Below are 26,575 nucleotides of genomic sequence, written 5' to 3' on the forward strand. Positions count from 1 at the left end.
CAACTCATAGGCCTGTGCCCCTGCCATCCGATCCACCGGCACCGTCTTGGTGTGCTTGATCAGAAAGCGCATGACGGCGATCTTCTGCATCTCCGACTTGATCATGAACCGGACCCGCCGACGGCGGTGATAGACGCCCAGAGCCGCCGGAAGAAAGTCGAGATAGCCCGTGTGGTTGATCGCCAGGACCACTCCGCCGCTGGCCGGCAACTTGTCCAGACCGACGAAGTCGAGCTTCAGTCCCTGAGCCTTGACCAGCACCATCGCCGTCACCTCGAGCGCCCGAAAAACCGGTTCCATGGCGGTCAGCCTAATTCTCGCTTCCGGGCGAAACCAACGTATCGTCCCATTGCTCAATGCGTTCGGGCGTCAGTTCATCGGGCGAGCGGCAGGATGTCCGCATCGGCATCACCAATTGTGTAAATATGAACGAGGTCGGGTGCAGAAAGCAGCCGTCCAGACGAATGTCACAGCGCACAAGGGGTTTCGATGGACTCGATCGACGGGCAGGCGAACCATGCCCGCGAAGCCAGCGATCTGCCGGCCGGCACCGGCCTCACCATCTCCATCGATCGTCGCGGCGGAATCGTGGTCCTGGCCGTACGCGGCAGTATCGACGTCTTGACCGCTCCGCAGTTGTCGGACGCGGTCAATGATGCGATGACCGCGACCCCGACCGCTCTCATCATCGACATCTCAGCGGTCGACTTCCTGTCGTCGGCGGGGATGACCACATTGGTGACCGCGCACGAGAACATCGCCCCCACCGGAGTCCTGGCGGTGGTGGCCGACGGCCCGGCAACCTCCCGTCCCATGCACCTGGTGGGGCTGGACAAGACCATCGCGGTATACCCGACAGTGGACGATGCTGTCGCCCGTTTGGGTGAAGAACGCCGCACCGATCCCTCGTCCGCATAGAACCCATCCGCCCTGGGTAACACCGAAGGGTGGATGCCGAGCGAATCATGACGAACTCGCCGACCGAGACTCCCGCGCTCGCGTTTACCGACGTGACCGCTGACCCGGCGTCGGCGACGCGGCTCCGCAAACACCTGGCGGCGTGGCTCCAGGAAGTGGTCCCCGAGGCGCACGACCGCGCCGACGCGATAGCCCTCGCGGTGTACGAAGCTTTGGCGAACGCCGTGGAGCACGCCTACATCCACCTCGCCGAGGCCGGGACGATGAGCTTGAACGCCACCTACCATCGGGGCGCTCGACTGCTCAACGTCACGGTTCAGGACCACGGCCGATGGCAGAAGGTGAAGGCGTCCTCGGCTGCGGGTTTGCGCGGTCGCGGAATCCCACTGATGCAGGCATTGTCGGATCACCCCCGCATCAGCCCGACCGCGACCGGCACCACCGTGATCCTGGAATGGAATCTCCCCCGGGATACACAGCAGGCCGAAGCCTGAATGGCGAATCAGCTCGGGCTGATGACCACCTTCAGTGCCTGGTTGTCCGCCGCGTACGCAAAGACGTCGTACGCTTCCTCGATCTGATCGAACGTGAAGTGATGGGTCCCCATCTTCTCCGCGGGCAGCCGATCCGATGCGACCATCTTGAGAAGCGTCGGGATGGACACGGTGTCGACCAACCCCATCGTCATGGTCAGGTTCTGGATCCACATGTCCTGCATCGGCAGCGTGACCGGGACGCCATGTACACCGACATTGGCGATGGTTCCGCCCGGACGAACCAAAGATGCTGCAGTGAGCAAGGTTTCGGGATAACCGACGGCTTCGATTGCCACGTCGACGCCCAGCCCGTCGGTGAGCGCGAGGACATCGGCCACGGTGTTCGGCCCCGCCTCGAACACGTCGGTGGCGCCGAACTCATACGCCTTCTCCAGGCGGAATTTGTTCGAATCGATGGCGATGGTGCGCGATGCACCCCAGAGACCGGTGGCGAGGATCGATGAGAGACCGACCGCGCCGGGACCAGGACCCGGTCACCGCCGTCGAAGCCGGTCACCGCCGATCCCTTCTCGGTGACCACACCAACGGCCTCGTGGCCGAGGATGCGTCCGTCGGTGACTGCCGGGACGTCTCCGGACAGGATGTGGAGATCGGTTCCGCAAATGGTTGTCGTATCGACGCGAACGATCACGTCTGTGGGATCTGTGATGGTGGGATCTGTGATGGTGGGATCGGGGACATCTTCCCAGGCCTTGCGGCCCGGACCGTGGTAGCCAAGTGCCTTCAGGACCTACGCTCCTGGAGGAATGTTCACGCATCGGATGATGCAATTCCGACGGTAGGCACAGCGGGGAGGGCCGAGGCGGATTTGTCTGAAAGTGAGACGGCCCCCGAACCCGATGCGAGGTCAGTTGTTGCGGCCCTCGGCCTGCTTTGCGGCACGCTTGGCAGCCTTCTCCGCCTGTTCGTCGGCATCCATCTGATTCGCCTCAACCAGGGTCGGCGCGCCGCCTCCCAGGCGCGCGGGAACCCAGAACTCGCCCTGAGGGTAGGGGCCGTAGGTCTCCTGCAGACCGTGCAGTAGCTCGCTCATCGCCCTGTGCAGTTCTGCGGTGACCTCGGTCGGGTCACCCGATGCGTCGATCGGTGTGCCCACGCCGATCGAGATCGGGATGTTGGTCCGGCCCAGCCGCTTGGGGTGGCCCTTGGTCCACACCCGCTGCGCGCCCCAGATCACCACCGGCACGATCGGCACGCCGGCTTCCTGCGCCATCCGGGCCGCACCCGACTTGAACGCCTTGATCTCGAAGCTGCGACTGATGGTGGCCTCGGGATAGACACCCACGAGCTCCCCGTCCCGCAGGTAGTCGACCGCAGTCCGATAGCTGTCGGCCCCCGCACCCCGATCGACCGGGATGTGCCGGAGGCTGCGCATGATCGGCCCGCTGATCTTGTTGTCGAAGACCTCTTTTTTGGCCATGAACCGGACCTTGCGTTTCCCCTGCAGGAACGCGGGCAGGCCGGCGTAGGTGAAGTCGAGATACCCGGTGTGGTTGACGGCGATCACAGCGCCGCCGGACTTCGGTACGTTCTCGACACCGGAAACCGTGAACTTCAGCCCTTCGGCCGCCCACAGCGAACGGGCCAGGGCAATGACTGTGTCGTAGACCGGTTCCATGCCGCGAGCTTAGCGTTGGCTGACCCGCCATTGACCTCACGTGGTCGATACTCTGGTGGCCGCGGAAAGAGCACGAAGAATACGGAGGCAGTGCGTGCAGGTCACGAGCGTTGGACATGCGGGATTCCACATCCAGACGGCGGCAGGGTCCATCCTGTGCGACCCCTGGGTCAATCCCGCGTACTTCGCGTCGTGGGTCCCGTTCCCCGACAACAGTGATCTGGACTGGAAGTCGCTCGGCGATTGCGACTACCTGTACGTCAGCCATCTGCACCGCGACCACTTCGACGAGCAGAACCTGCGCGAGAACGTCAACAAAGACGCCACCGTTTTGCTGCCCGACTATCCGGTCCCCGATCTGCGGCGCGAACTGGAGAAGCTCGGCTTCCACAAGTTCGTGGAGACCGAGGATTCGGTCAAGACCACCGTCACCGGTGACAAAGGCAGTCTCGACATCATGATCGTGGCGTTGCGCGCGCCCGCCGACGGCCCGATCGGAGACAGCGGGATCGTCGTCGACGACGGGCAGACCACGCTGTTCAACATGAACGACGCCCGGCCGGTCGATCTCGACGTCATCGCCGAGCAGTTCGGGCACATCGACGTCCATCTGCTGCAGTATTCGGGCGCCATCTGGTATCCGATGGTGTATGACATCCCCAAGCGTTCCAAGGCCAACTTCGCGTCGCAGAAACGGCAGCGCGGCATGGATCGTGCCCGTTCGTACATCGAACAGGTCGGCGCCACCTGGGTGGTGCCGTCGGCGGGTCCTCCGATGTTCCTCGATGAGGAACTGCGCTACCTCAACGACATCGAGAACGATCCCACGAGCATCTTCCCCGATCAGGAAACCTTCCTCGAACAGATGAAGGAACACGGCACCGACGACGGCGTCAAACACCGCGGACTGATGATGGTCTCGGGTTCGGCGGCGGTGTTCACCGGTTCGCAACTCGATGAGATCAGCCATCCGTACCCACCTGAGCAGGTCTTCGGCGAGAACAAGGCCGCATACCTCGACAAGATGGCGGTGAAGTTCGCCCCGGTGATCGCCGCGCAGAAGGCGTCCTGGGCGCCGGCGGAAGGCGAACCGCTTCTCGCACCCCTGAAAGCGCTGTTCGAGCCGATCATGGCCCTGAGCGACCAGATCTGCGACGGCATCGGCTACCCCGTCGGACTGGTGATGGGTGACGAGACCGTTGTCCTCGATTTCCCGAGCCGCACGGTTCGTGAACCCAAGGAGAACGACGGCAAGTACCGATACGGCTTCCGTATCGCGCCTGAGTTGGTACGAACTGTCTTGCGGGACAACGAACCCGACTGGGTGAACACGATCTTCCTCTCGACCCGGTTCACCACCTGGCGCATCGGCGGCTACAACGAATTCCTCTACACCTTCTTCAAATGCCTCACCGACGAGCGGATCGCATACGCGGACGGGTGGTTTGCCGAGGCGCACGACGATTCGTCGTCGATTGAGAAGGACGGCTGGGAGATTCAGCGACGCTGCCCACACCTGAAGGCAGATCTGAGCAAGTTCGGTGTCATCGAGGGTGAAAAACTGACCTGCAACCTGCACGGCTGGTCGTGGGATCTGGCCAGTGGACGCTGCCTGACCTCCAAGGGTCACGAACTGCGCAGCACCAAGATCGACTCCTGACAAGGAGTCACCCCGGCCGCGAAGTTTGGGTACACCGCCGATCGGCAACTCTGAATGCATGTCGCCACGACCAACGACCGTGGCACCGTGACACATTCACAGACTCGTCGAAGGCGGCTCGCATGGAAATCCTCGGCTTCGTTCTCATCGCCGTCGTGATCATCGCCGTGGTGGTGTTCGTACCACTTCGACGGAAATCGCAGAAGCCCAAGAGCGGTCACCCTCATCTGAAGCATGAGCACCGGGCCGGACGGGCGCGCGCTCTACGCGACCGGCTCCGTTCCAAGACACCCCCGACTGATTCGGGCGTTTGATCCCCGCAACGCATTCAGACGTCGCGTAGGCGGCCACCCCAAAGATCTACGGCCCCACGGCCCCACAGCTTCGACTGACGCAGGGCAAGGAGCCTCAGCGTGGCCGATTTGTCGCAATTGACACGCCTGACCAGGCAAAGTTAGCCTAACCTCATATCGTAACAGCACTTACGGCACCTCAGGTTTCGCCGCTCCGCGCGGCTGCCACAAGCGCGTCAATCAGGCCCCGGCCATCCAGCCGGGGCCCTGTCGTTCTATTTAGTTCTGCTAAGCAAATGCGGAGGTCATTGTGAAGGTTTGTGTCGTCGGGGCCGGTCCATGCGGGCTGACCACCATCAAGCAGCTGCTCGACGAAGGACACGAGGTTGTCTGCTTCGACAAAAACGAAGAAGTCGGCGGTATCTGGCTTCGTGACGACGGCGACGACGGCGACACCAAGGTGAAGGCGTACGACAACCTCTACCTGACCATCTCCATGAAACTGATGGCCTACTCGGACCACCCGTTCCAGGGAGACCGGGTGTTCTATACACGGCGGCAGTACTTCGACTATCTCAAGCAATACAGCGACACCTACGGCCTCGGCGACCGCATCCGTTTCGCCAGCGAGGTCACAAACATCCAGCGAGATCCGAACTCGGAAGGCTGGACGGTGTCGGTGCGCCGCGACGGCCTCGATTCCACCGAGCTCTTCGACGCCGTCGCGATCTGTTCTGGGCCCTTCAAGACCCCCAACCGGGACATTGCCGGGCTCGAGGGCTTCTCCGGAGAGATCGTCCACTCCGCGGAGTACCGGAACAACGAGCGATTCCGCGGCAAGCGGGTCCTCATCGTCGGCCTCGCGGAGTCCGGCGGCGACATCGTGCGAGAGATCGGCGACGTCGCCGACGCTGCCACTCTGTCCATCCGCTCATACACATTCGTGCTGCCGCGAGTGTTCAACCGCGACAGGACAACTGATCATGGCACGGTGAGATCGCACGTGCACGAGATGTGCCGGCGGTCCAGCGATCAGCCATTTGTCCTCGACTCGTTCTGGGGACGCAACCCGATCGCGAAAGCCGTATTCCTGGCCATGTCCGTCGTCTACGGCATCTTCGCGACTGCCCAGGGCGCCGTCCGCCACATCGGCGACAAGCTCATTCCGGGCAAGCGCACTGTTCGCGCCACCGGCCTCAACCCGCTCGGCGAGCCGCTCGACCCGCCGAAGCTCGACGTGGGAACACTGCAGAACGACGAGAACTGGGACATGATCCGGACGTGGAATCGCAGATCCCATCCAGACGGGACCTGGGCCCAGCGCGGCATCTTCTGCAAGAACGCAAGCTTCATACCCAGCATCGTCAGCGGCCGAGTCTCGTTGAACGACGCGGGGATCGACCGATCCGACGGCAACAAGGTCTTCTTCAAGGATGCCGATGTCGAAGAGTTCGACACCATCGTGCTGTGCACCGGCTTCAGCAACGAAGGGCTCTCCGTCGGAGACCTTCAGGTGAAGGACGGCAACGTCCGCAACCTGTACAAGCACTTCCTCCATCCCGAGCACAACGGAACCGCGGCCTTCATCGGATTCATCCGCCCCTTCTCCGGCGGGATCCCCATCTGCGCTGAGATGCAGGCACGCTATTTCGCTCTGGTGTGCAGCGGAAAGCAGCAGCTTCCCGGAAATCTCGACGAGATCGTCGGACGCGAGAAGGAATGGGAAGAGCACTGGACGGCCCTGAGCCCACGGCACACAGAGGCCATTCCCTCACAGGTCCTCTACCTGGATGCGCTCGCGCGTGAAATCGGCGCCCTGATACCAATGCGCACAATGATCCTCAACCCGAAGCTGTTCATCCAACTCTGGTTCGGCAGCTTCAACCCGGCCTGCTACCGGGTTGTCGGCCCCCACAACCGGGGAGCGGACGCACTTGCCGACCTCTATTCCGAGCCGGTGGGGAACCGGAAAGAGATGGCCCTGCGAATGCCACTGCTGCAGCTGTTGCCGTCGTCCGTTCACCCGAAGAACTTGATCTGAACCCTTATTTCGAGAGTTCGATGGCGACCACACGTCCGCCGTTCTCGACCGCACCCTCCTGCACGGTGACGGTGTCGGTCAGAGTCTGAAGGACATGCCAGCCGAATCCGGTTTGCGACAACGATTTCGAGACCGGGACCCACGACTGGACGACGGCACGGAACTCACGGACATCCGTGCTGAACCCGACGACGAGGTCGGCTTCCGGTGCGGCGCAGACGATGATCGACGTCGCGGCCTCATCGACCGCCAACTTGATGTCGGCCACCTCGTCGAGGGAGAAATCGGCGAGCACCGCCAATGTCTCGGCGATGGCGCGCACCATCGGCACCTGCGATCGCTCGGCTCTGACTCGGATGCTCACCGGAGCCACGGCTGTCCCGTCGATGTCCACGACCTCACCCACTACGTTCGCCTCCCCTACCCGGCAGGCTACTACGCCTGGGTCGTTGTACCCGTTCCAACACCGTGACAACCCTTCTGTTGATCCACTTCTCGTGTACCCCACCCCGTCGACCGTCAATCAGGCCGGTCATCCCAGGAGCTCACTCACATCGGTTTCGTCGTCCGGTCCGAGTTCCTCGCGGAGCTTCTTCAGCGTGCTCGACAGGATGCGGGACACGTGCATCTGAGAGATCCCCAGCTGTTTGGCGATCTCGGTCTGCGTCTGTGACCCGAAGAAGCGCAGCACCAGGATCCGCCGTTCCCGTTCCGTCAGCTTGGCGAGGGCCGGCCTGATCATGACGTAGCTCTCGACGTGTTCGTACTCGGGATCCTCTTCGCCGATCGTCTCGAGCAGCGGCGCCCCGAGCTCGTCGTCCGCGGCACCGGAATCGGTCGACAGTGCCTGGTACGCCCCTCTGGCGAGCAAGCCCTCGGTCACCTCGGCAACATCGAGATCCAGTTCGGCGGCGATCTCACTGGCCGACGGTGACCGCCCCAGCCGGTGGGACAAGTCCTCCGACGCATCGTTGATCGACTTGTGAAGTTCCTTGAGACGCCGCGGAACCCGGGTCGCCCACGCGGCGTCGCGGAAGTGCCTGCGCACCTCACCCATGATCGTCGGCACCGCAAACGAGACGAACTCCGAGCCGTGCTCCGGATTGAAGCGGTCGACCGCGTTCACGAGGCCGAGTCGAGCGACCTGCACAAGATCGTCATGATTCTCGCCGCGTCCGCCGAAGCGCCGTGCGATGTTCTCCGCCAGCGGCAGACAGCGCGTGATCACGTCCTCGCGAAGGCGTTCGGTCTCGACGGCGTCGGGTTGACCGGCACGTACCCGTTCGATCAGGCCGACGACGTCGGAGTAGTCGTCCGAGACGCGGCCCTTCTGGTCAGGTCGGTCCAAAACGGTCCCATCTTCGCGATTGTGTCGACACCCTGCTGGCGTACCCACAGCCCGTCTTCTCAAACAAAACTCGGTTGGTTCCCGAGCTCACAGTGCCACGTTCCGGCGACCACATCCACCGGGTGATTGCCGCCGGCCGATCACGGGTACGTGGTGTGACAACACTCGAATTGAACAAGGAGCCGACATGAGAGCCGTGACCTGGCAGGGCAAGCGGGATGTGCGGGTGGAAACCGTTCCGGACCCGAAGATCGAGGATCCGACGGACGTGATCATCTCACTGACGACCACCAACATCTGCGGATCGGACCTTCATCTCTACGAGGTGTTCGGTCCGTTCATGACCCCGGGTGACATCCTCGGCCACGAACCGATGGGCACGGTGGTCGAGGTCGGATCGGCGGTCAAGAACCTCGCGATCGGTGACCGGGTGGTGATCCCGTTCCAGATCGCCTGCGGCAGTTGTCACATGTGCAGCCACCAATTGCCGACCCAGTGCGAGACCACCCAGGTGAAGTCGCAGGGTCGTGGCGCGGCATTGTTCGGGTTCTCGAAACTCTACGGTCAGGTGCCGGGTGGCCAAGCGGAGTATCTGCGGGTGCCGCACGCGGACTTCACGCACATCAAGGTTCCGGAGGGTCCGCCCGATTCCCGCTTCGTCTACCTGTCCGACGTGTTGCCGACGGCCTGGCAGTCGGTCGAGTACGCCGACATCCCCGAGGGTGGGTCGGTGACGGTCCTGGGGCTGGGTCCCATCGGTGACATGGCGGCCCGTATCGCCGCCCACAAGGGCTATCAGGTGACTGCGGTCGACCTGGTTCCCGAACGTCTCGAGCGCGCACGGTCCCGGGGCATCGACACCATCGACCTGTCGGAGCACAAGGACGTCGCCGAGGTCGTCCGGGAACGAACGCACGGCCGCGGAACGGATTCGGTGATCGACGCCGTCGGTACGGAGGCCCACAGTTCGCTCGGTGCCAAGGTGGCGCAGGCGGTCACGGGTAGGTTGCCTGATGCCATCGCGCAGCCGCTGTTCAAGGCTGCCGGGGTGGACCGGCTCAACGCTGTCTACACCGCCCTCGACGCGGTCCGTCGCGGCGGCACCGTGTCGCTGATCGGGGTCTACGGCGGCGACATGGATCCGCTGCCACTGGGCACGATGTTCGACAAACAGGTCACCCTGCGGATGGGGCAGGCCAACGTGAAACGTTGGGTCGACGACATCATGCCGCTGCTCACCGACGACGATCCCCTGGGCGTGGAGTCGTTTGCCACCCACGAGCTACCACTGGAAGACGCGCCGCACGCCTACGAGATCTTCCAGAAAAAGCAGGATGGCGCCGTCAAGATCCTGCTGCATCCGTGACGCTTCGCATGGCCGCCGCGATCTCGATGTGCCGCACCAGAAATGCCCGCTCGTCGAGTTTCTTGCGGCGCAACCACGCGGTGACCTCGTCATTGCACTTACTTGCGTTGCACGAGCCGCATGCCGGTGCGATGTTGTCGATCGTGTAGCGCCCACCTCTGGAGATCGGCAGGACGCAATCACGCTGCAGCGGTTTGTCGGTCGCGCCGCAGTAGGCGCATCCACCCCAGGCCGATTTGAGTTCGGACCACTGTTCGGGGCTCAGATCGTGCTCGACGGCATCCATCCGACGTTTGCGGCGACGCGCGTACTTGGCCTTACGGCTCCGATTGACCGGCACCAGGACATCGTAGGTCCCGACCCGGCAGATCCGGGCAAACCCGGCCGCTACGGATTCTTCGCGTCGGTGATCGCCGCCCGGATCGCCTCCGCACATTCCGCGCCGGCAGGTTCGGGACCCAGTCCGATGTAGAACGTGCCGGCCTGGCCGTGGTCGCCGGGGAATCCGCCGATGGTGATACCGGAATCCTCGATGGCGGTGAACGACGTCTCCAGTGCGCTGCCGACGCGTACCGAGGCCTGCGACAGCGGCACGGAAAGTGCTGCGGTGCCACGATTTCTCCCGGATGTCACCAACAGGAGATGTGTGGGGTGGAGCACCACCAGCACGTCGTGTGCGGCGTCCTTGTCCGTGCCGTTGGCCCTGCGCCCGAACAACTTTCCCAGAAAGGACTGCGACGGCAGATTGACGCTGTGGGTGAGCCAGGCAGGCATGTCCTCGGCAAGCGTCAGCTGCTGACTCTCCGAATGCTTTGCCAGGGCCTCGGTCATCGCCATCGACAATTCGTTGTACCGCACCATCTTTGTAGAACGTTCATACAGCTGCGTACTCATGCTGATGCCTTCTCCCCGCCTCGTTCTGCTTCTGCACTGGCCTCCACTGCCCCGGACCAGGCGACCGCAACAGCCCCGACAACAGCAAAGATGAATCCGAGTACAGCCAACCAGGTGCGGCCCGGGAGCGCATTGTCGCCGAGCCAGATGATCCCGACCAGCCCGGGAACCACGGTCTCACCGACCACCAGGGCCGCGGTGGCACCGTTCACCGAACCCAATTGCAGCGCAACGGTATGAAGATAGAAGCCGCCGATGCCGGCGATCGCCAGCGAATACGCCGCGGGGTCGGCGAGGATTTTGGCGAGGTCGAAGTCGGTGACACCGTCCATGACCCGGACCGAGATCGCCACCACACCGAACATCGTTCCGGCACAGAGACCCGCGGCAATCGCGGCCCGGGATCCGAGCCACTGGATCAAGCCGATCGACCCCGCCATCAGGACCACGGTGATCGCCAACAGACCCCAGTGGAACCAGGCGGAGTCGTGACCCGTGCCCTCCGGCTCAGCGGAGAACCCCAATGCGAACAGCGCCATGATCACCACGGCGATCGCGATCCAGTCGCGGCGGAACAAGTTGATCCCCAACACGAAGATGCCGAGGATCGCAGTCACCACCAGGTTGGCGCTGATGATCGTCTGCGACAAGAACAACGGGATCAAACGGGCCGAAACCGCGCCGCCGACGAAACCGAATACGTCCAAACACGTTCCGACGATGAATGCCACCGTCAACACCGCGGCTATGGTCGACTTCATGGAGGGGGCACCGGTTTCGGTTTCGAAACCCTCGATCCCGGCGGCCGCCGCCTTCTGTTTGGACTGTCGTGCGCCGTAAGCCTGCAACACCGACGAGACGCCGTATGCAACGCAGGCGAACAGCGCCGCGAGAACTCCGATGATCATCCACAAAGTATGGCGGTGCCAACGTTATTCCGCGTGCGAACGTGTTCGGGCGCGGCGCCGGAGGCTACTTCGGAGTCAGCACATCGGTACCGACAAACGGCACCAATGCCGCCGGCACACGCACACTTCCGTCGGGCTGCTGATGGTTCTCGAGGATCGCCACGATCCAGCGTGTGGTCGCCAGTGTGCCGTTGAGCGTGGCCGCGATCTGCGGTTTGCCGTTCTCGCCGCGGTAACGCACATGGAGCCGACGGGCCTGGTACGTGGTGCAGTTCGATGTCGAGGTCAGCTCGCGATAGGTGTTCTGGGTGGGAACCCAGGCCTCGCAGTCGAACTTCCGGGCCGCGGACGACCCGAGGTCACCGCCGGCGACGTCGATCACGCGGTACGGAACTTCGATGGCCGCGAGCATTTCTTTCTGCCATCCCAAGAGCTTCTCGTGTTCGGCCTCGGCGTCTTCGGGTCGGCAGTAGACGAAGCCCTCGACCTTGTCGAACTGGTGTACCCGGATGATCCCGCGGGTGTCCTTGCCGTAACTGCCGGCCTCACGCCGGAAGCAGCTCGACCAGCCGGCGTACCGCTTCGGTCCGTCCGACAGGTCCAGGATCTCGTTCATGTGATAGCCGGCCATCGGCACCTCGGAGGTACCGACGAGGAACAGGTCGTCGTCCTGGAGGTGGTAGACCTCGGCTGAATGCTCGCCCAGGAATCCGGTGCCCTCCATGACCTCGGGCCGCACCAGGACCGGCGGGATCATCATCGTGAAACCGTTGGCGGTGGCCTTCTGCGCGGCGAGTTGGAGCAGACCGAGCTGCAACATCGCACCGGCACCGGTGAGGAAGTAGAAGCGCGATCCGGAGACCTTGGCTCCGCGCTCCATGTCGATCAGCCCGAGGCTCTCACCGAGTTCGAGGTGGTCTTTCGGATTCTCGATGTCGGGGGCCTCACCGACCGTCTCGAGGAGGACGAAGTCTTCTTCGCCACCGGCCGGGGCCTGCGGGGCCACGATGTTGTTGATCGCCCGGTGAGCGGTGACCATCCGGTCGTTGGCACCGGATTCGCGGGCGTGCGCGGACTTGACCTTCTCGGCCAGTTCCTTGCCCTTGGCGAGCAGCTCCTGTTTCTCGTCGGCCGGGGCCTTGCCGATCAGCTTTCCGAGGTCTTTCTGCTCGGACCGCAGCTGGTCGGCCTCCACGATGGCGCTGCGCCGTTCGGTATCGGCGGCGAGCAGCACATCGACGAGGGCCGGGTCCTGACCACGCGTGCGCTGGGAAGCTCGGACCACATCAGGATGCTCACGCAGAATCTTCAGGTCGATCACGAATAGAACCCTACTTGCCGAGCAAACCCAGGTAATCTTCGCGCCCGAACATGTGGGCCGCGTCCCGGGCGGTCGGGGTGCCCGCGTCCGGATCGGCGCCGGCCCCGATGAGGGCCCGCACCACTTCGTCGTGTGATTTGAACACCGCACCGGCCAACGGCGTCTGGTCCTTGTCGTTGGCGCGATCGACATCGGCACCGCGCTCCAGCAGGCCTGCCACCAGCGCCGAATTGCCGTGATAGGCGGCCAGCATCAACACCGTGTCACCGGCCTGGTTGGTCAGATTCACCGGTACACCCGCGTCGATGTACTCCAGCATCGCCAGATCGCCCGATCTCGCCATGTCGAACATCCGTCCGGCGAGTTCGACCACGTCGGCGGCCGGCTCTGCGTTGTCGGGGTTCTCGGGATCGGCCGATTCGCCGTGCGCGTGCGCATCCATGGGCCGACGATAGCGCCATTCACACTCCCCAACACGCGGAAATTGTGGCCCGGCGGGTCACGATGGCTGCGCTCAAGGGCATTATGGACAGCGATGGCTGAGATGGAGAAGGGCGACGGTCCGCCCGCGGAGCAGGGCGACAGTGCCCCCGCGGGGCAGCGCGACAATTCCTCCGCAGAAAGCCGACGAGGTCGGCTGGGGCAGTTGATGCACGAGCACCCGGTCCGGGTATTGCTCGCAGCGATACTCGTCGGTGCCGTGGTCTGCGCCGGAGTGGTGGGACTCTTCGGAGGCTTCGACGACGCCGGCAAGGTGCAGGGTGACGAGATCGGTGATGCGAAGCCCACCGCGGAGGCCACGCCGTTCTCGAAGTCGCAGGCCGGGGACTGCCTCACGTGGCCGCCCGAGGATCCGACGCGGCAGTCGCTGGTCGACTGCAACGCCGAGCACATGTTCGAGGTCGCCGGTGCGGTCGACACCTCCGTGTACCCGGGTGTCCAATTCGGGGAGGACGCCCCGTGGCCCGGAGACGACCAGTTCGCCACCATCCGGGACGAATACTGCCCCACCGTCGTCAACACCTACCTCGGCGGCATGCTCGATCCGGTCGGCCGATTCACCATCAACCTGATGTTCCCCGCGCAGGAGCAGTGGATCGACGGCGAGCGCAGCCTGCGGTGCGGCCTGCAGCAGTCCGGCACCACCGGGACCCTGCAGCCGATCACCGGCTTCGTCCGCGACCTGGATCAGGCTCAGCAGTGGCCGGTGGGCACTTGCATCGGTATCGATGCCGCCACCCGCAAGCCCACCGATCCGGTGGATTGCTCCGAGCCACACGCTTTCCAGGTCACCGGTGTGATCGACCTGGGTGTCAAGTTCGGAGCCGCCGGTTCAGGTCAGCCATGGCCGAACGTCGACGCGCAGAACGAATACCTCGAGACGACCTGTCCAGGTGTCACCGACCAATTCCTCGGCGGCACAGACAAACTCGCCCAGAGCACACTGAATCTGCAGTGGTCGACGCTCGCGGAGACGAGTTGGATGGCGGGTAGCCGAACGTCCGTGTGCTACATCGGATTACCTGATGCGGACGGATTCGCGACTCTGGTCGGAGACGCCAAGGGCAGCCTGTTGATCAACGGCCAGGTCCCCGTGCCGCCGCCGGCAGAGCCGCCCGGCCGGATCATCCCGACACCGGTACCGCTACCTCCGGGCGTCGAACCCAATCCGCTCGAGACCCCGGCGCCGGCCGGTGGCGGTGGTGGCTGAGCAGATGCCGGTTGCGATGACCGACAAGGATTTCGACAACCTTGTCTCCGACGCCCTCGACACCATTCCCGAAGATCTAGCCGCCGCGATGAACAACGTGGTGATACTCGTGGAACCGTTCAACCCCGAGGAGCCCGACATCCTCGGGCTGTACTTCGGCATAGCGCTGACCGAACGCGACAGCCACTACGGCGGCACGCTGCCGGACACCATCACGATCTACCGTGAACCGATCCTCGACATGTGCGACAGCGAAGAACAGGTGGTCTCGGAGGTCGCGATCACCGTCGTCCACGAAATCGCCCACCACTTCGGCATTTCCGACGATTGGCTTCATGCCAACGGCTGGGGCTAGTGCCCTGGGGGACTGCGCCTCAGCCCATCGGATCGCGGGCGAGTTCGGCCGGATCGCTGGTGTGGAACGGGGGCAGCTCCAGGCCCCACCGCCGGCAGGTCCACCCATCGGCCGTGCGCTCCAGCACGATCGAGCCGGTGTTCTTCAGGTGATGCTTCAGCGCGAATTCGGCGGGCATGTTGACCAGTCGGGCGGCGATGAGACGGATCGCGGCCCCGTGGCTGACCACGTGGACGTCCGGTCCGTCGGGCGCGGCAAGATGTTCGTCGGCGATCTCGTCGATGACCGGCAGGTAGCGGGCATAGAGGTCGTCGAGAGATTCACCACCGGGCATCCGTGCCGAGGTCTGCCCCTCGAACCACGTGCGGACGGTTTTCGAGAAGACCTGGTGCGATTCCACCGACGTGTGATCCTCGAGGTCTCCCACCTGGATCTCGAAGAGCCCGTCCCGCACCTGATTCTGCACCGACCACACCGAACCGATCAGCTCGGCCGTCTGCTGGGCGCGGGATGCCTGCGACGAGATGAGCACCGGCGCACCGGGTTCGGGATGCTCCAGGGCGTACCGGACGGCCTGCCGGGCGCCGAAGTCGGTCAGGGTGGCGCCGGGCAGTGCAGTGTCCAAGCGCTGCAACACATTCGAGGTGGTCTCGCCGTGGCGGACCAGATACAGCCGGCTCATGGCTCCAGACCCTGTCGAATCGATTCCAGCCAGCGATCACTCGCGGCATGGCGCGGTGGCGGGGTGCCGTTGGGGCGCGCAGACGGCCACGAACCCAGGAAATGCAGTGCGGGCGCCCGGCGGTACAGCGCGCCCAGGGCTTCCGCGATCGGCGGATCATCCAGATGGCCGACCACATCGAGGTTGAAATAGAAGCCTCCGGTGCGCCGCGGACGCGACTCGATCCTGGTGAGATCGATACCGCGGCTGGCGAACTCATACATCGCCGACATCAGCGAACCCGGGACGTTCGGCAGATCCAGGGTGACCGATGTACGGTCCTGTCCAGTTCGCGCCGGCACTTTTCCCGGTCTGCCGACCAGCACAAACCGGGTGTTGGCATCGTCGGAGTCGACGATCCCGGCGGCGATGTCGTGAAGATCGTGCAGACGTGCTGCCACCGGCGTGGTCACCGCGGCATCGACGACACCGTCCGCCGCGTCCTTGGCCGCCGCCGCGTTGGATGCACTGGTGACCACCTGGGCATCGGGAAATCGTGCCGCCAGCGTTTCTCGCACCTGGGCCGCCGCCACCGGATACGCGCCGATCGTCTTGATGTCGCCGGGCGGCATGGCTTCGCGAGCTGCCAGCGTGAACGCGATGTCGAGCACCGTCTCGGCAAAGATCTGCAATCGGGTGCCCTTGATCAGCGCATCGAGCGTGGCCGGCACCGAACCCTCGATCGAGCTCTCGATGGGTACACACCCGTACGAGGCCTGACCGTCGCGGACCAGCGCCAAGGCAGCACCTGGACTGTTCGCGCTGATCCGATCGAGATCGCCGTCGGAGGTGAGCCACGGATTCTCGATCAACAGGCGGTCGAGCGCCATCTCGGTGAAGGTTCCGGATGGGCCGAAGTAAGCGATCGCAGGCACGTCCCGAGGTTACGGCAGTGCGGAAAGCGAATTGAGGCTTGCCATAGATCTATCGGGGTGGTTAGGGTAGCTTTACCTACAGAGCGTGAACCGAATTACCCGAGGACCGCAGATGCCAAAAACAGTGACCGACCGCCCCACCGACGCCGAGTTCATCCGTACCGCATGTATGCACGTGACGGACGCGATGCTCGCGATCGAGGGGAGCGAACCGACACCGGTCACCATGGTGCATCTGTACGACTCGCAGGCGTTTGTCCTGGTCCCCTCCGACAGCGCGGCCTGCGCATTGGCCTGGCAGGCCGGCAGCGCCGGACTTCCGGCGATGGTCGAGGTGACCGACATGGCCCCCATCGAGCTGCGTGAGCAGGTCCGCTCCCTCATCTGGCTCAACGGCACCCTGCACTCGGTTCCGTCCGATCTCGAACGTGACCTGGCCTGCGAGATCGCCACCGATCACCCGTCGCCCGGTCTTCTCGACATCGGGCACGGGTACTCACTGCTCCGCCTCGGTCTGTCATCCGCCGTCCTGGCCAACAGTTCCGGAGCCGCCTCGGTGACCTGCACCGATCTCGCTCAGGCCGACCCCGACCCCTTCTGGGAGTTCGAAGCCGACTGGATCGCCCACATGGACTCCGATCACGCTGACATGATCACCGCGCTGAGCAGTCGGCTCCCGGCCGAACTTCGCGACGGACGGGTTCGCCCGCTCGGCATCGACCGCTTCGGGATCCGATTCCGCGTGGAGGGCTCCGAAAGCGATTCGGACGTTCGACTGTCATTCCCACGACCGGTGAATGACCTCCCGGAACTGTCCCGCGCGATCCGCACCCTCGCCGGCTGCCCGTTTCTGAACAGCCTGCCCGGCCAAGCCTGAGACGCTCACCCTCCGCAACCGTCAGTAATCTCGAACGGGTGAACCTGCGCCCGTGGCTGCAACCTGCTTCTCCGGCGCAGCCGGAAGTCGTCACCGACCCGATCCAGCGCCGCGCGATCGGGATCGAGATCACCATCGTCCTGGTTCTGACGTTCGGCTTGTCGGCGATGTCGTCGATACTTTCTCTGATCGAGAAGGCGATGTCCGAACGCGGCATCAGCGGCAGCTCCGTGGCCCTCAACGTCAGTTCGTCCGACCTCGACGTCATCGACTTCTTTCGGCAGCTGCTGTCCGCCACCAAGCTCTTCGGCATCGCGGCGCTGGCCGTCTACCTGATCTGGCGTGCCGGTGTTCCGTTGGCGCGCATAGGTTTACCCGCGATCCGCGCGAAGTTCGACATCCCACTCGGCATCGGGCTCGCCGCCCTCATCGGCATCCCCGGCCTGGGTCTCTACGTCGCCGCCCGCGCCATGGACCTCAACGTCCAGGTGGTGCCGTCAGATCTCAACGAAACGTTCTGGCGCTTGCCGATGCTGGTGTTCTCGGCCATCGGGAACGCCGCGGCCGAAGAACTCCTCGTTGTGGCCTACCTCATCACCCGGCTGCGTCAACTGGGTTGGAGCGAGAACCGCAGCTTGCTGTTCTCGGCGGTCCTGCGCGGCGGCTACCACCTGTACCAGGGCATCGGCGGCGGGCTCGGCAACTTCGTGATGGGGCTTGTCTATGGCCGGGTTTTTCAACGGACATCGAGGGTGTGGCCGCTGATCATCGGGCATGCGCTGATCGACACCGTCGCGTTTGTGGGGTACGCGCTCCTGAGGGACCATCTCAGCTGGCTTGACTAGAGTTTGTGGGATGACTGACCAGGACGAGCCCTTCATCCGCCGCCCCGGCGGTGCGAGGCGTCCCGATCAGGGTGCGGTTCCCCCGCCCGCATCACCGCCGCATGGGCCGACCCGTCGGATGGTGCCCGGTCCGGCCGGACCGCCTTCCCAACACGGTCAGCGTCCGTCGCAGGCGCCCCGCCCGCCCCAGCAAGGTCCGCATCAGCAGGGTGCGGGCCGGCCGGGTATCGGGCCGCAACAGGCGCCGCCCCGGACCACCCAGGTCGGGCCGCCTCCCGGCAACGCCGGCTACCAGCCACCGCGGGCGTGGTCCCAGTCCGAGAGTCCCGAGACGCGCACCGCTCGGCCCGCGCAACGTCCGGCGCCGCCGGTCATGGCCTACAACCGTCCGCCGCCCGGACCACCGCAGGGCCCTCCTCGCCAGGTCGGGCCCACACCGCAGCGACCGCCGGAACGCAGCCGCCGTCGACGACGTATCCCGATCATCCGTACGCTGCTGATACTGCTGCTGGTGATGGTGCTCGGCACGATCGGACTCGTCGTCTACTTCGACACCAAACTCACCCGGGTCGACGCGCTCTCGAATTACGCGGGACGGGTGTCGAGCAGCGCCGGGACCACCTGGCTGCTCGTGGGTTCGGATTCCCGCGAGGGTTTGAGCGACGAGGAACGCGCCACGCTCTCGACCGGCGACAGCGAGGGATCGCGAACCGACACGATCATGCTCGTGCACTACGGGTCCGGCGGGAAACCGATGATCATCTCGATCCCGCGCGACCTCTACGTCGACATCCCCGACAACGGCGCCCACAAGATCAACGCCGCCTTCTCCATCGGCGGCCCACAGTTGTTGGTGCAGACCATCGAAACGAACACCGGGTTGCGGATCGACCACTACGCGGAGATCGGATTCGGCGGCTTCGACAAAATGGTCGATGCTGTCGGGGGCATCGAAATGTGTTTGGATGCACCGATCGACGACCCACTGGCCGGCATCAACCTGGAAGCCGGTTGCCAAACCCTGAACGGCCGTGAGGCACTGGGCTTCGTCCGCACCCGCGCGTTCGCCAACGCCGACCTCGCCCGCGTGGTGAATCAGCGAAACTTCATGGCGGCGTTGATGAAGAAGTCGACCAGCTTCTCCACGATTCTCAACCCGTTCCGCATGTGGCCCCTCGTCAACGGTGTGGTGGACTCACTGATCGTCGACAGCGGTGACCACATCTGGCATCTGGCCCGGCTCGCCTGGGCGTTGCGCAGCGACCCGGTCACCGTGACCACCCCCAACGCCGGCCCGGTCTTCACCGACGATGGCGACTCATTGAGCTGGGGCGACAACACAACCCAGTTCTTCAAGGCCATCGCCGACGGCGACGAGGTTCCGCCGGAACTCCTCCAGACGAATTGATTCCGGTCCGGTCCGGAAAGGACACCTGATATCTCCTCGACGCCCACGCGAACGGAACAGACAGCACTCACCTGGTCGACTTCTTCCTGAATTGAGGCGTGATCGGCGTAACCGGTGCTACGACCACCGGTAGTACATGGGTATCGTGGCAACCTATGGACTCACGAATCACGCTGCTAGCGCGCCTGCGCGGAGCGTTCGTGGGTTCGATGGCCTGGGCGACGAGCATCGCCGGTCACGGCCTTGGTGGCGGCACGATGGCGCTCACCGAATCCGACCTCCTGCTGTTGACCCTGAGCTGCGCGGCGGTCGGTGCCGTCGTTTCACCTTCTCAGGTTCGAAAGAACCAGTGGCTCCCCCTCCTGGCACTCCTCGGTGGTGGGCAGATCCTCGGTCACACCATTCTCACCTTCAGCCACGGCCATGCGATGCCGGGAATCATGCCGTCAGTGCCCATGTTGGCCGGTCACATCACAGTGATGTTCACGACCGCCGCACTGGTGCGCTGCGCCGAGCACGGGCTGCTCCGGGTCTTCGGAATGGTCCGCAAGCTCCTGAAGGCACTCGCCGGGCCAGGGGCCACGGCACCCTTGTGGGTTGCTGTTCTCACCGCCCAGAACTGGGCCTGCAGATTTCTTCTCTGGTGTTCGACCGCCGGCACCCGCGGCCCGCCCGTCCCCGCCTGAATCTTCCTCTCCCGCAGTGACCGTCGCAGTGCGCGCCGGTCACCCGATGACGTCCGCACGGTGGTTTCCGTACCGCCACTTCCCGGCGCGTCAGCGGACGAATCCGTCCTTCCCATCTCCCTGATTCACCCACATCTGAATTGAGAGTCATGTCGATCACCCGATCCGACCATGACCACACCGGCGCGCCCGACGCGCCCGGTTCAGCGACGACACTGCCTGCCCCGACGGCTCTCCGTGTTCGTCCTCTGGTTATGCGTCTGCACTTCTACGCGGGGCTGTTCATCGCCCCATTCCTCATCATCGCCGCCATCAGCGGCGGTCTCTACGCGATCGCACCCGCTGCCGAGCAGTGGGTGTACAGCGACTACCTGCACACCGATTCCACCGGTCCGGCCGCACCCCTGTCCGCCCAGATCCGGGCAGCGCAGGAGATCGAACCGGATCTGCAGGTGGCCGCAGTCCGGCCGGCCGCAGACAGCGGCCAGACAACGACTGTCCTGTTCGACGATCCTTCGCTGGGGGAGTCCGAACGCAGGGCCGTGTTCATCGATCCCGTCACCACCACAGCGCAGGGTCAATTGGTCTCTTACGGTTCCAGCGGCTCACTCCCGATGCGTACATGGATCGCTCAGTTCCACAAGAACCTGCATCTCGGCGAACCGGGGCGTATCTACAGTGAGCTCGCGGCCTCGTGGCTGTGGATCATCGCCTTGGGCGGTTTGATCCTGTGGGTACAGCGTTACCGAAAGCTCAAGACCGCCAGGGGTTCGGCCAATCTGCTCACCATCGACCGCCGCAGCAAAGGTCGCAACCGAACACTGAACTGGCATGGCGTGGTGGGTATCTGGATTGCCGTCGTTCTGGTCTTCTTGTCCGCCACCGGGCTGACGTGGTCACGCTACGCGGGTGAGAACATCGGCGAACTGAGGCAATCACTGAGCTGGACAACGCCTCCTCTGAAGAGTTCACTGTCGCCCGGAGAGGAACCGGCCGCGGCCTCGGGTCACAACCACGGCGGCGGGCACGACTCTGGTGATGTCGACCAGAGCGTTGTCTCCCGGAACATCTCCGCGGTCGGATCGGTACTGTCCACCGCGCGGGCGACCGGTGTCAGCGGCGCGGTCGAGGTCAGCATCCCGGCCGATGCCGAGACCGCGATGGTGGTCAAGCAGGTCCGTACGCCCTGGCAGATCGAAACCAATTCTGCTGCAATTGATCCGAGCACCGACACTGTCGTCGATTCATCGTCGTCCTCGGATTGGCCTTTGGCTGCCCAGTTGACGAGCTGGGGCATCGCGCTACACATGGGTTTGTTGTTCGGCATCGTCAACCAGCTCGTCCTGCTCGTCGTGGCCGTCGGTCTGGTCACACTGGCGGCTCGCGGATATCTGATGTGGTGGAAGCGACGGCCCACCCGAGGCAGTCGAACCGCCCTTCCGAAGCCGCCGGCTCGGGGCGCGCTACAGAAGCTCAACCCCGTGATTGCCGCAGGCGTCGTCTCCGGTGCCGTGGTGATCGGCTGGTTCGTCCCACTACTGGGACTCAGTCTGCTCGCCTTTGTACTGGTCGACTTGGCAGTCGGGGCGTATCAGCGAACACGTCTGCGCCACAGTATGAAACCACCCGCCTCACAGGCCACGGAAGGCAAATGAGAATGAGAAGAACCGTTTATCGCACCGCCGGCATGCTCACTGCGGCGACACTCTGTGGCGCCTTCTTGGCCGGGTGCGGAGGCGACGACAGCCAGGGCACCCAGGCCGACTCAATCGTCTACTCCGATCAGTGGGTCAAAGCCGCCGAGAGCGGCATGACCGCTGCGTTCGGCGAACTCGCCAATACCGGTGACGCAGATGTGAACCTGGTTGCGATTTCCAGTCCGATCACCGGGCGAATGGAGATACACGAGATGGCAACCGGCGAGACCGGGTCCATGGTGATGCGGGAAAAGCAAGGTGGCCTGATCATTCCAGCCAACGGTTCGCACAGCCTGGAGCCGGGCGGCGACCACCTCATGTTCATGGATATCATCGCACCGTTGACCGCCGGTCAAACGATCGACCTGACACTGCAATTCGCGGATGGGTCGCAGCAAGACGTCCAGGCCCAGGTCCGGGATTTCAGCGGTAACGAGGAGAACTACGACCCCGGAACCGATGGTTCGCCCGAAGGGTCCATGGAAATGGCACCCGGCACCCCGCAGCACAGTGGCTGACCGGAACCCTCAACGGTCCGGTTTCACCCGGCGGCGCCTCCTCGGAGGGGCCGCCGGGCTCGGGGCCGTCGGCATCGGCGCCGGAATCGGCTGGGGTGCAGCAGAAGCCACGGCCGCGATCGGCACCGACGGGTCGTCCGGATCCATGACCGAGCCATTCCACGGTCTCCATCAGGGTGGAATTGCCACCGAACCCCAGGCGCATGCGCAATTCGTGGGTATCAACCTCGTCGACGGTGCCGATCGGGCCACGTTGGCCGGCATCCTGAAGGTCTGGACACAGGATGCCGCCCGGCTCACCGCCGGGCGACCGGCACTGGCCGACACCGAACCCGAGTTGTCCGCGGTGCCTGCCCGGCTCACGGTGACCGTGGGACTCGGTTCACGCGCATTCGCGATTGCCGACCGGATCGACCGAAAGCCACGATGGCTCCAGCCGCTGCCCTCGTTCACCATCGATCAACTCGACGAAATATCTTGGGGGCAAACAGATATCCTGCTCCAGGTGTGTTCAGATGATCCGATGACCGTCGCCCACGCGGTGCGGGTGCTGACCAAGAATGTCCGGTCGATGGTGCAGATCGCCTGGGTTCAAAGGGGATTCCGAAATGCCAGGGGCAGTCTCGGATCCGGAACCACGATGCGCAATCTGATGGGACAGGTGGACGGTACCGTCAACCCCGGTCAGGGCGATGACTTCGACAAGTTCGTCTGGGATGACGGCTCCGCCGGGCAGCCGTGGTTCGCCGGCGGTACCGCGCTCGTGTTGCGCCGGATTTCGATGCAACTCGACACGTGGGAAGAACTCGACAGGCATGCGCGGGAACTCTCCGTCGGCCGCACCATCGGTACGGGCGCACCGCTGACCGGCACCGAAGAAGGCGACGAGCCCGATTTCGATGCCACAAAGATGGGAATTCCGGTCATTCCGCCGTCGTCGCACATAGCCCGGGCACACCGGCGTACAGAGGGTGAGCAGTTCCTCCGACGTGGATACAACTACGACGATCCGCCGGCCCCGGGCCAGACATCGAACTCCGGTCTCATCTTCGCCGCCTACCAACGGGACATCGACAGCCAGATCCTGCCGGCACTACAGCGGCTCGACGAACACGATTCACTCAACGAATGGACCACTCCGATCGGGTCGGCCGTCTACGCGATCCTGCCGGGCACCGACGAACGGGGTTACTTGGGCTCGACCTTGCTGTAATCCGTTGCATTGCTAACAATCAATCTGATTGATCAATTTGGTTGTAGACTTTCGTCGTGCCTCCAACTCAGTCCACTGCTCAGCAACTCCGCGAAGCGTTGCATCCGATCTGGCGGAGACTGACCGCCGACCGGACGATCTCCGTGGGCAAGCTAGGCATTCTCGGATACCTCACCAAGAACGGCCCCGCGACCGCGTCCACGCTCGCCTCATCGGAAAAGGTGAGTCCGCAAGCGATCACCACGGCGGTCCGGGAGATGGAGAACCTCGGCCTGCTCGTTCGGACTCCCGACGAGCACGACCGGCGCCGGATCTGGATCGAGGTCACGGAGGCCGGCCGGCTTCGGCTCGCCGAGGAACGCGCCGTGGGTGCCGACTGGCTGCAGGAAGCAATCTCGGCGCGGCTGCGCCCCGACGAGGAGAAGATCCTCGAGCAGGTGATCCCGATACTTCACAAGTTGGTGTCAGATGACAACATCGACTGAGGTCCGCGTACACCCAAGGCTGTTGCCGGCCTTGGTTTTTGCCGCCCTCACCACGGCTGTGGTGAGCTCGCTCGGCATGTTGCTGGTACCGACCATCTCGCAGGAGTTCGGTGTCCAGGTCAGCACCGCACAGTGGATGCTCACGGTGAACCTCCTGGTCGGCGCGATCTCGACACCCATCATGGGTCGCCTGAGCGATGGTCCTCACAAGAAGCGCCTGCTCCTCGGGGCGCTCGCCGGCATTCTCGTCGGCTCGATTCTGGCAGCCACCTCACCGAACTTCACCCTGTTCCTGGTCGGTCGGGCATTGCAGGGACTGAGCTACGGAATCGTTCCGGTGACGATCGCGATGGCCCAGCGCTACCTCACCCACGACAAGGTCCGGGTCGGCATCTCGAGTCTGTCCGTCACCGTGGCAACGGGTTTGGGTGTGGGCTATCCGCTGACCGGCATCCTCGCCTCGCTGCTGAGCTTCCGCTTCGCGTTCTGGTTCGCCGCCCTGTTCCTGGTCTGCGCAATCCTCGTCGTGTGGCGGGTGGTGCCCGATGGCCCCGACGAGTCCGCACCGCGCACCCCGTTCGACTTCCCCGGCACACTGCTCATCGGATTGGGATTGTCCTGCCTCCTCCTGGCTATCAGCGAGGGCTCGCATTGGGGCTGGATTTCGCCGTGGACGCTCGGATTCTTCTGCGCCACAGCTGTTCTCCTGACCACATGGTGCCTCGTCGAGCTCCGGACGGAACACCCCCTGATCAACCTCCGCGTGCTGCGCAACGCCGATGTGCTGGTCGCGAACAGCACGGCGATCGGGCTCGGAGCGGTGATGTACATCGGCCTGTCCATCGTCAGCCTCATCGCCCAGGCCCCCGCCTCCACCACGTACGGAATCGCGATGCCACTATTCTGGGCCGGTTTTGTGATGCTCCCGTTGTCGGTGGGAAGTTTCGGTGCCAATCGGCTGGTCCGGCTGATCGCGCACCGGGTTCGCATGCGCACCCTGTTGCTGTGTGGCGCCGGCCTGTTCACCGTGTCGAGTGTGCACATGGCGCTCGACCACAACTCCCTCTGGGAGATCCTCATCGGCACATTCGGATTCGGGATCGGCACGGGCATGACCTATGCGGCGATGCCGGCCCTCATCGCCAGAAGCGTTGCCCAGACCGAACTCGGCAGCGCGGTGAGCTTCAACCAGGTGCTGCGAACCGTCGGCGGCGCGTTCGGTAGCGCGTTGTCCGGTGCGGTCCTTGCCGCCCACGTGGGCCCCGATCTCCGCCCGACCGCCCACGGCCTTCAGTTGGCACTCGGAATCGGTGCCATCGCATCGATTGCCGTGTTCGCCGCCCTGATCGTCAACCACCTCTCATCGACATCTGAATAGACGAGCCGGGATGGGGGTGGCATTGAGATACCCACCACACTCGGCAGTTCGGCACCCAAAGTCAGTTGTGTCCTGTGCCACAACGGGAATACGGTTCACGATGCGGCGCTGCTCGCCCAGCGAGCACCGTCTGCACGCGGACAGGTATCGAAAACCCCTGCCAGGACACACCCTTCGAGGAAACACTCGAGCGCGAACCGACGTCTCGGAACCGCCCCCAGGGCCCCATCGGGTTCAGGCGACCCGCGTAATGTGCTGCCAGCCAAGGTAATCCTTGCCTGAAAGGTGTTTGGACAAGGCATCCTAAGTAAGGCCGAGCTTGGATGACAGGGCCCTGACCAGCACCTACGCTCGTTTTCATGAGCACCAAACGAACACATTTCCATGCCCTCCTGCACGACCAGATCCGCCAGGAGTTCTCGGCTGCGCAGCAGTACATCGCAGTGGCCACGTACTACGACAACGAAGACCTCCCGCAACTGGCCAAGCACTTCTACGGCCAGGCGGTCGAAGAGCGCAACCACGCGATGATGATCATGCAGTACTTCCTCGACCGTGACATGGTCGTGCACACCCCGGGTATCGATCAGCCGGAGAACGGCTTCGCCGACTACCTGGCCCCGATCAAGCTGGCACTGGCGCAGGAACAGCGCGTCACCGACCAGATCATCGAACTGGCCAAGGCCGCCCGCGACGAGGGCGACTACCTCGGCGAGCAGTTCATGCAGTGGTTCCTCAAGGAACAGCTGGAAGAGGTCGCCACCGTGCGCACCTTGCAGACCGTCGCGCAGCGTTGCGACGGAAACCTGTTCGACCTGGAAGACTTCATCGCCCGTGAGATCGGCTCGGCTGCAAAGCCCGACGTCACGGCTCCGGCGGTTG

General features: G+C 64.1%; 28 protein-coding genes and 1 pseudogene. 17 read left to right on the plus strand and 12 right to left on the minus strand.

Translation table 11 applies throughout. From position 1 onward, the window contains the following. A partial coding sequence (locus tag VIQ49_RS01420; RefSeq protein WP_331880092.1) for a lysophospholipid acyltransferase family protein occupies positions 1–300 on the minus strand: 300 nt, incomplete at its 3' end. A gap of 189 nt (positions 301–489) precedes the next feature. On the opposite strand from VIQ49_RS01420, the gene VIQ49_RS01425 reads away from it, so the two are divergent. Together VIQ49_RS01425 and VIQ49_RS01430 are read left to right on the plus strand one after the other, a co-directional pair. After that, a complete protein-coding gene (locus VIQ49_RS01425; protein ID WP_331880094.1) occupies positions 490–918 on the plus strand; it encodes an STAS domain-containing protein in 429 nt (142 codons plus the stop codon). 47 nt (positions 919–965) lie between these two features. Further along, complete coding sequence (locus VIQ49_RS01430; RefSeq protein ID WP_331880096.1) at positions 966–1,412, plus strand: ATP-binding protein; 447 nt, start codon at positions 966–968, stop codon at positions 1,410–1,412. Between the two features lie 8 nt (positions 1,413–1,420). Here VIQ49_RS01430 and VIQ49_RS01435 read toward each other — a convergent pair. Next, positions 1,421–2,202: pseudogene (locus VIQ49_RS01435) on the minus strand (zinc-binding dehydrogenase). Positions 2,203–2,322: 120 nt separating this feature from the next. Then, positions 2,323–3,093: a lysophospholipid acyltransferase family protein gene (locus VIQ49_RS01440; RefSeq protein ID WP_331880098.1), complete on the minus strand. Its 771-nt coding sequence runs from the start codon at positions 3,091–3,093 to the stop codon at positions 2,323–2,325. A 94-nt stretch (positions 3,094–3,187) separates the two neighbouring features. Between VIQ49_RS01440 and VIQ49_RS01445 the strand changes: the two genes are divergently transcribed. Together VIQ49_RS01445 and VIQ49_RS01450 are read left to right on the plus strand one after the other, a co-directional pair. Then, a complete protein-coding gene (locus VIQ49_RS01445) occupies positions 3,188–4,753 on the plus strand; it encodes an MBL fold metallo-hydrolase (RefSeq protein ID WP_331880100.1) in 1,566 nt (521 codons plus the stop codon). Positions 4,754–5,356: 603 nt separating this feature from the next. Further along, positions 5,357–7,087, plus strand: coding sequence for a flavin-containing monooxygenase (locus VIQ49_RS01450; RefSeq protein ID WP_331880102.1), 1,731 nt, complete (start codon positions 5,357–5,359; stop codon positions 7,085–7,087). A gap of 4 nt (positions 7,088–7,091) precedes the next feature. Here the strand turns inward: VIQ49_RS01450 and VIQ49_RS01455 are convergent, their stop codons facing one another. Both VIQ49_RS01455 and VIQ49_RS01460 read right to left on the minus strand, forming a co-directional pair. Beyond that, positions 7,092–7,412, minus strand: a complete 321-nt coding sequence (locus tag VIQ49_RS01455) for an ATP-binding protein (RefSeq protein ID WP_414731552.1) — start codon at positions 7,410–7,412, stop codon at positions 7,092–7,094. A gap of 207 nt (positions 7,413–7,619) precedes the next feature. After that, positions 7,620–8,435, minus strand: coding sequence for a SigB/SigF/SigG family RNA polymerase sigma factor (locus VIQ49_RS01460; RefSeq protein WP_331880106.1), 816 nt, complete (start codon positions 8,433–8,435; stop codon positions 7,620–7,622). Between the two features lie 187 nt (positions 8,436–8,622). Between VIQ49_RS01460 and VIQ49_RS01465 the strand changes: the two genes are divergently transcribed. Next, entirely contained in the window at positions 8,623–9,801 is a 1,179-nt protein-coding gene (locus tag VIQ49_RS01465; protein ID WP_331880108.1) for a zinc-dependent alcohol dehydrogenase, read from the plus strand. Here the strand turns inward: VIQ49_RS01465 and VIQ49_RS01470 are convergent. The 5 genes from VIQ49_RS01470 to VIQ49_RS01490 form a co-directional block, all read right to left on the minus strand. Further along, positions 9,779–10,087 carry an HNH endonuclease gene (locus VIQ49_RS01470; protein ID WP_331880135.1) on the minus strand — a complete coding sequence of 103 codons (309 nt, stop codon included), beginning with the start codon at positions 10,085–10,087 and terminating at the stop codon, positions 9,779–9,781. The genes VIQ49_RS01465 and VIQ49_RS01470 overlap by 23 nt on opposite strands. 101 nt (positions 10,088–10,188) lie before the next feature. Next, positions 10,189–10,695, minus strand: a complete 507-nt coding sequence (locus VIQ49_RS01475; protein ID WP_331880110.1) for a hypothetical protein — start codon at positions 10,693–10,695, stop codon at positions 10,189–10,191. Continuing rightward, the gene (locus VIQ49_RS01480) at positions 10,692–11,603 is read right to left on the minus strand and encodes a hypothetical protein (RefSeq protein ID WP_331880112.1); all 912 of its coding nucleotides are present in this window, start codon (positions 11,601–11,603) and stop codon (positions 10,692–10,694) included. The genes VIQ49_RS01475 and VIQ49_RS01480 overlap by 4 nt, the downstream gene beginning before the upstream one ends. 64 nt (positions 11,604–11,667) lie before the next feature. Then, complete coding sequence (gene serS / locus VIQ49_RS01485) at positions 11,668–12,924, minus strand: serine--tRNA ligase (protein WP_331880114.1); 1,257 nt, start codon at positions 12,922–12,924, stop codon at positions 11,668–11,670. A 10-nt stretch (positions 12,925–12,934) separates the two neighbouring features. Continuing rightward, positions 12,935–13,366, minus strand: coding sequence for an ankyrin repeat domain-containing protein (locus VIQ49_RS01490; RefSeq protein WP_331880115.1), 432 nt, complete (start codon positions 13,364–13,366; stop codon positions 12,935–12,937). A 93-nt stretch (positions 13,367–13,459) separates the two neighbouring features. On the opposite strand from VIQ49_RS01490, the gene VIQ49_RS01495 reads away from it, so the two are divergent. Together VIQ49_RS01495 and VIQ49_RS01500 are read left to right on the plus strand one after the other, a co-directional pair. Beyond that, complete coding sequence (locus tag VIQ49_RS01495) at positions 13,460–14,635, plus strand: septum formation family protein (protein WP_331880117.1); 1,176 nt, start codon at positions 13,460–13,462, stop codon at positions 14,633–14,635. Positions 14,636–14,639: 4 nt separating this feature from the next. Beyond that, complete coding sequence (locus VIQ49_RS01500) at positions 14,640–14,990, plus strand: metallopeptidase family protein (RefSeq protein WP_331880137.1); 351 nt, start codon at positions 14,640–14,642, stop codon at positions 14,988–14,990. Positions 14,991–15,009: 19 nt separating this feature from the next. Here VIQ49_RS01500 and VIQ49_RS01505 read toward each other — a convergent pair whose 3' ends face one another. After that, positions 15,010–15,672 (minus strand): histidine phosphatase family protein, encoded by a 663-nt coding sequence (locus VIQ49_RS01505; RefSeq protein WP_331880119.1) that lies wholly within the window; start codon positions 15,670–15,672, stop codon positions 15,010–15,012. Beyond that, the gene (gene pheA, locus VIQ49_RS01510) at positions 15,669–16,586 is read right to left on the minus strand and encodes a prephenate dehydratase (protein WP_331880121.1); all 918 of its coding nucleotides are present in this window, start codon (positions 16,584–16,586) and stop codon (positions 15,669–15,671) included. Before pheA ends, VIQ49_RS01505 begins: the two co-directional genes overlap by 4 nt. 112 nt (positions 16,587–16,698) lie before the next feature. Here pheA and VIQ49_RS01515 point away from each other — a divergent pair, with 112 nt between their 5' ends. The 10 genes from VIQ49_RS01515 to VIQ49_RS01560 all read left to right on the plus strand — a co-directional run. Continuing rightward, positions 16,699–17,463, plus strand: coding sequence for a DUF2470 domain-containing protein (locus tag VIQ49_RS01515; protein WP_331880122.1), 765 nt, complete (start codon positions 16,699–16,701; stop codon positions 17,461–17,463). Between the two features lie 38 nt (positions 17,464–17,501). Then, positions 17,502–18,308, plus strand: coding sequence for a CPBP family intramembrane glutamic endopeptidase (locus VIQ49_RS01520; protein ID WP_331880123.1), 807 nt, complete (start codon positions 17,502–17,504; stop codon positions 18,306–18,308). 10 nt (positions 18,309–18,318) lie between these two features. Beyond that, positions 18,319–19,716, plus strand: coding sequence for an LCP family protein (locus VIQ49_RS01525; RefSeq protein ID WP_331880124.1), 1,398 nt, complete (start codon positions 18,319–18,321; stop codon positions 19,714–19,716). 155 nt (positions 19,717–19,871) lie between these two features. Further along, positions 19,872–20,402: a hypothetical protein gene (locus tag VIQ49_RS01530; RefSeq protein ID WP_331880125.1), complete on the plus strand. Its 531-nt coding sequence runs from the start codon at positions 19,872–19,874 to the stop codon at positions 20,400–20,402. Positions 20,403–20,551: 149 nt separating this feature from the next. After that, entirely contained in the window at positions 20,552–22,057 is a 1,506-nt protein-coding gene (locus tag VIQ49_RS01535) for a PepSY domain-containing protein (protein ID WP_331880127.1), read from the plus strand. Between the two features lie 2 nt (positions 22,058–22,059). Beyond that, positions 22,060–22,617 (plus strand): copper chaperone PCu(A)C, encoded by a 558-nt coding sequence (locus VIQ49_RS01540; protein ID WP_331880128.1) that lies wholly within the window; start codon positions 22,060–22,062, stop codon positions 22,615–22,617. Next, the gene (locus VIQ49_RS01545) at positions 22,610–23,830 is read left to right on the plus strand and encodes a Dyp-type peroxidase (RefSeq protein WP_331880129.1); all 1,221 of its coding nucleotides are present in this window, start codon (positions 22,610–22,612) and stop codon (positions 23,828–23,830) included. Before VIQ49_RS01540 ends, VIQ49_RS01545 begins: the two co-directional genes overlap by 8 nt. A 56-nt stretch (positions 23,831–23,886) precedes the next feature. After that, a complete protein-coding gene (locus tag VIQ49_RS01550; protein ID WP_331880131.1) occupies positions 23,887–24,315 on the plus strand; it encodes a MarR family winged helix-turn-helix transcriptional regulator in 429 nt (142 codons plus the stop codon). Continuing rightward, the gene (locus VIQ49_RS01555) at positions 24,299–25,693 is read left to right on the plus strand and encodes an MFS transporter (RefSeq protein WP_331880133.1); all 1,395 of its coding nucleotides are present in this window, start codon (positions 24,299–24,301) and stop codon (positions 25,691–25,693) included. The genes VIQ49_RS01550 and VIQ49_RS01555 overlap by 17 nt, the downstream gene beginning before the upstream one ends. A gap of 359 nt (positions 25,694–26,052) precedes the next feature. Then, on the plus strand, positions 26,053–26,575 hold a 523-nt coding region (locus tag VIQ49_RS01560; protein ID WP_331880134.1), incomplete at its 3' end, for a ferritin.

This window comes from Williamsia sp. (assembly GCF_036566845.1).
Classification (GTDB): domain Bacteria; phylum Actinomycetota; class Actinomycetes; order Mycobacteriales; family Mycobacteriaceae; genus Williamsia.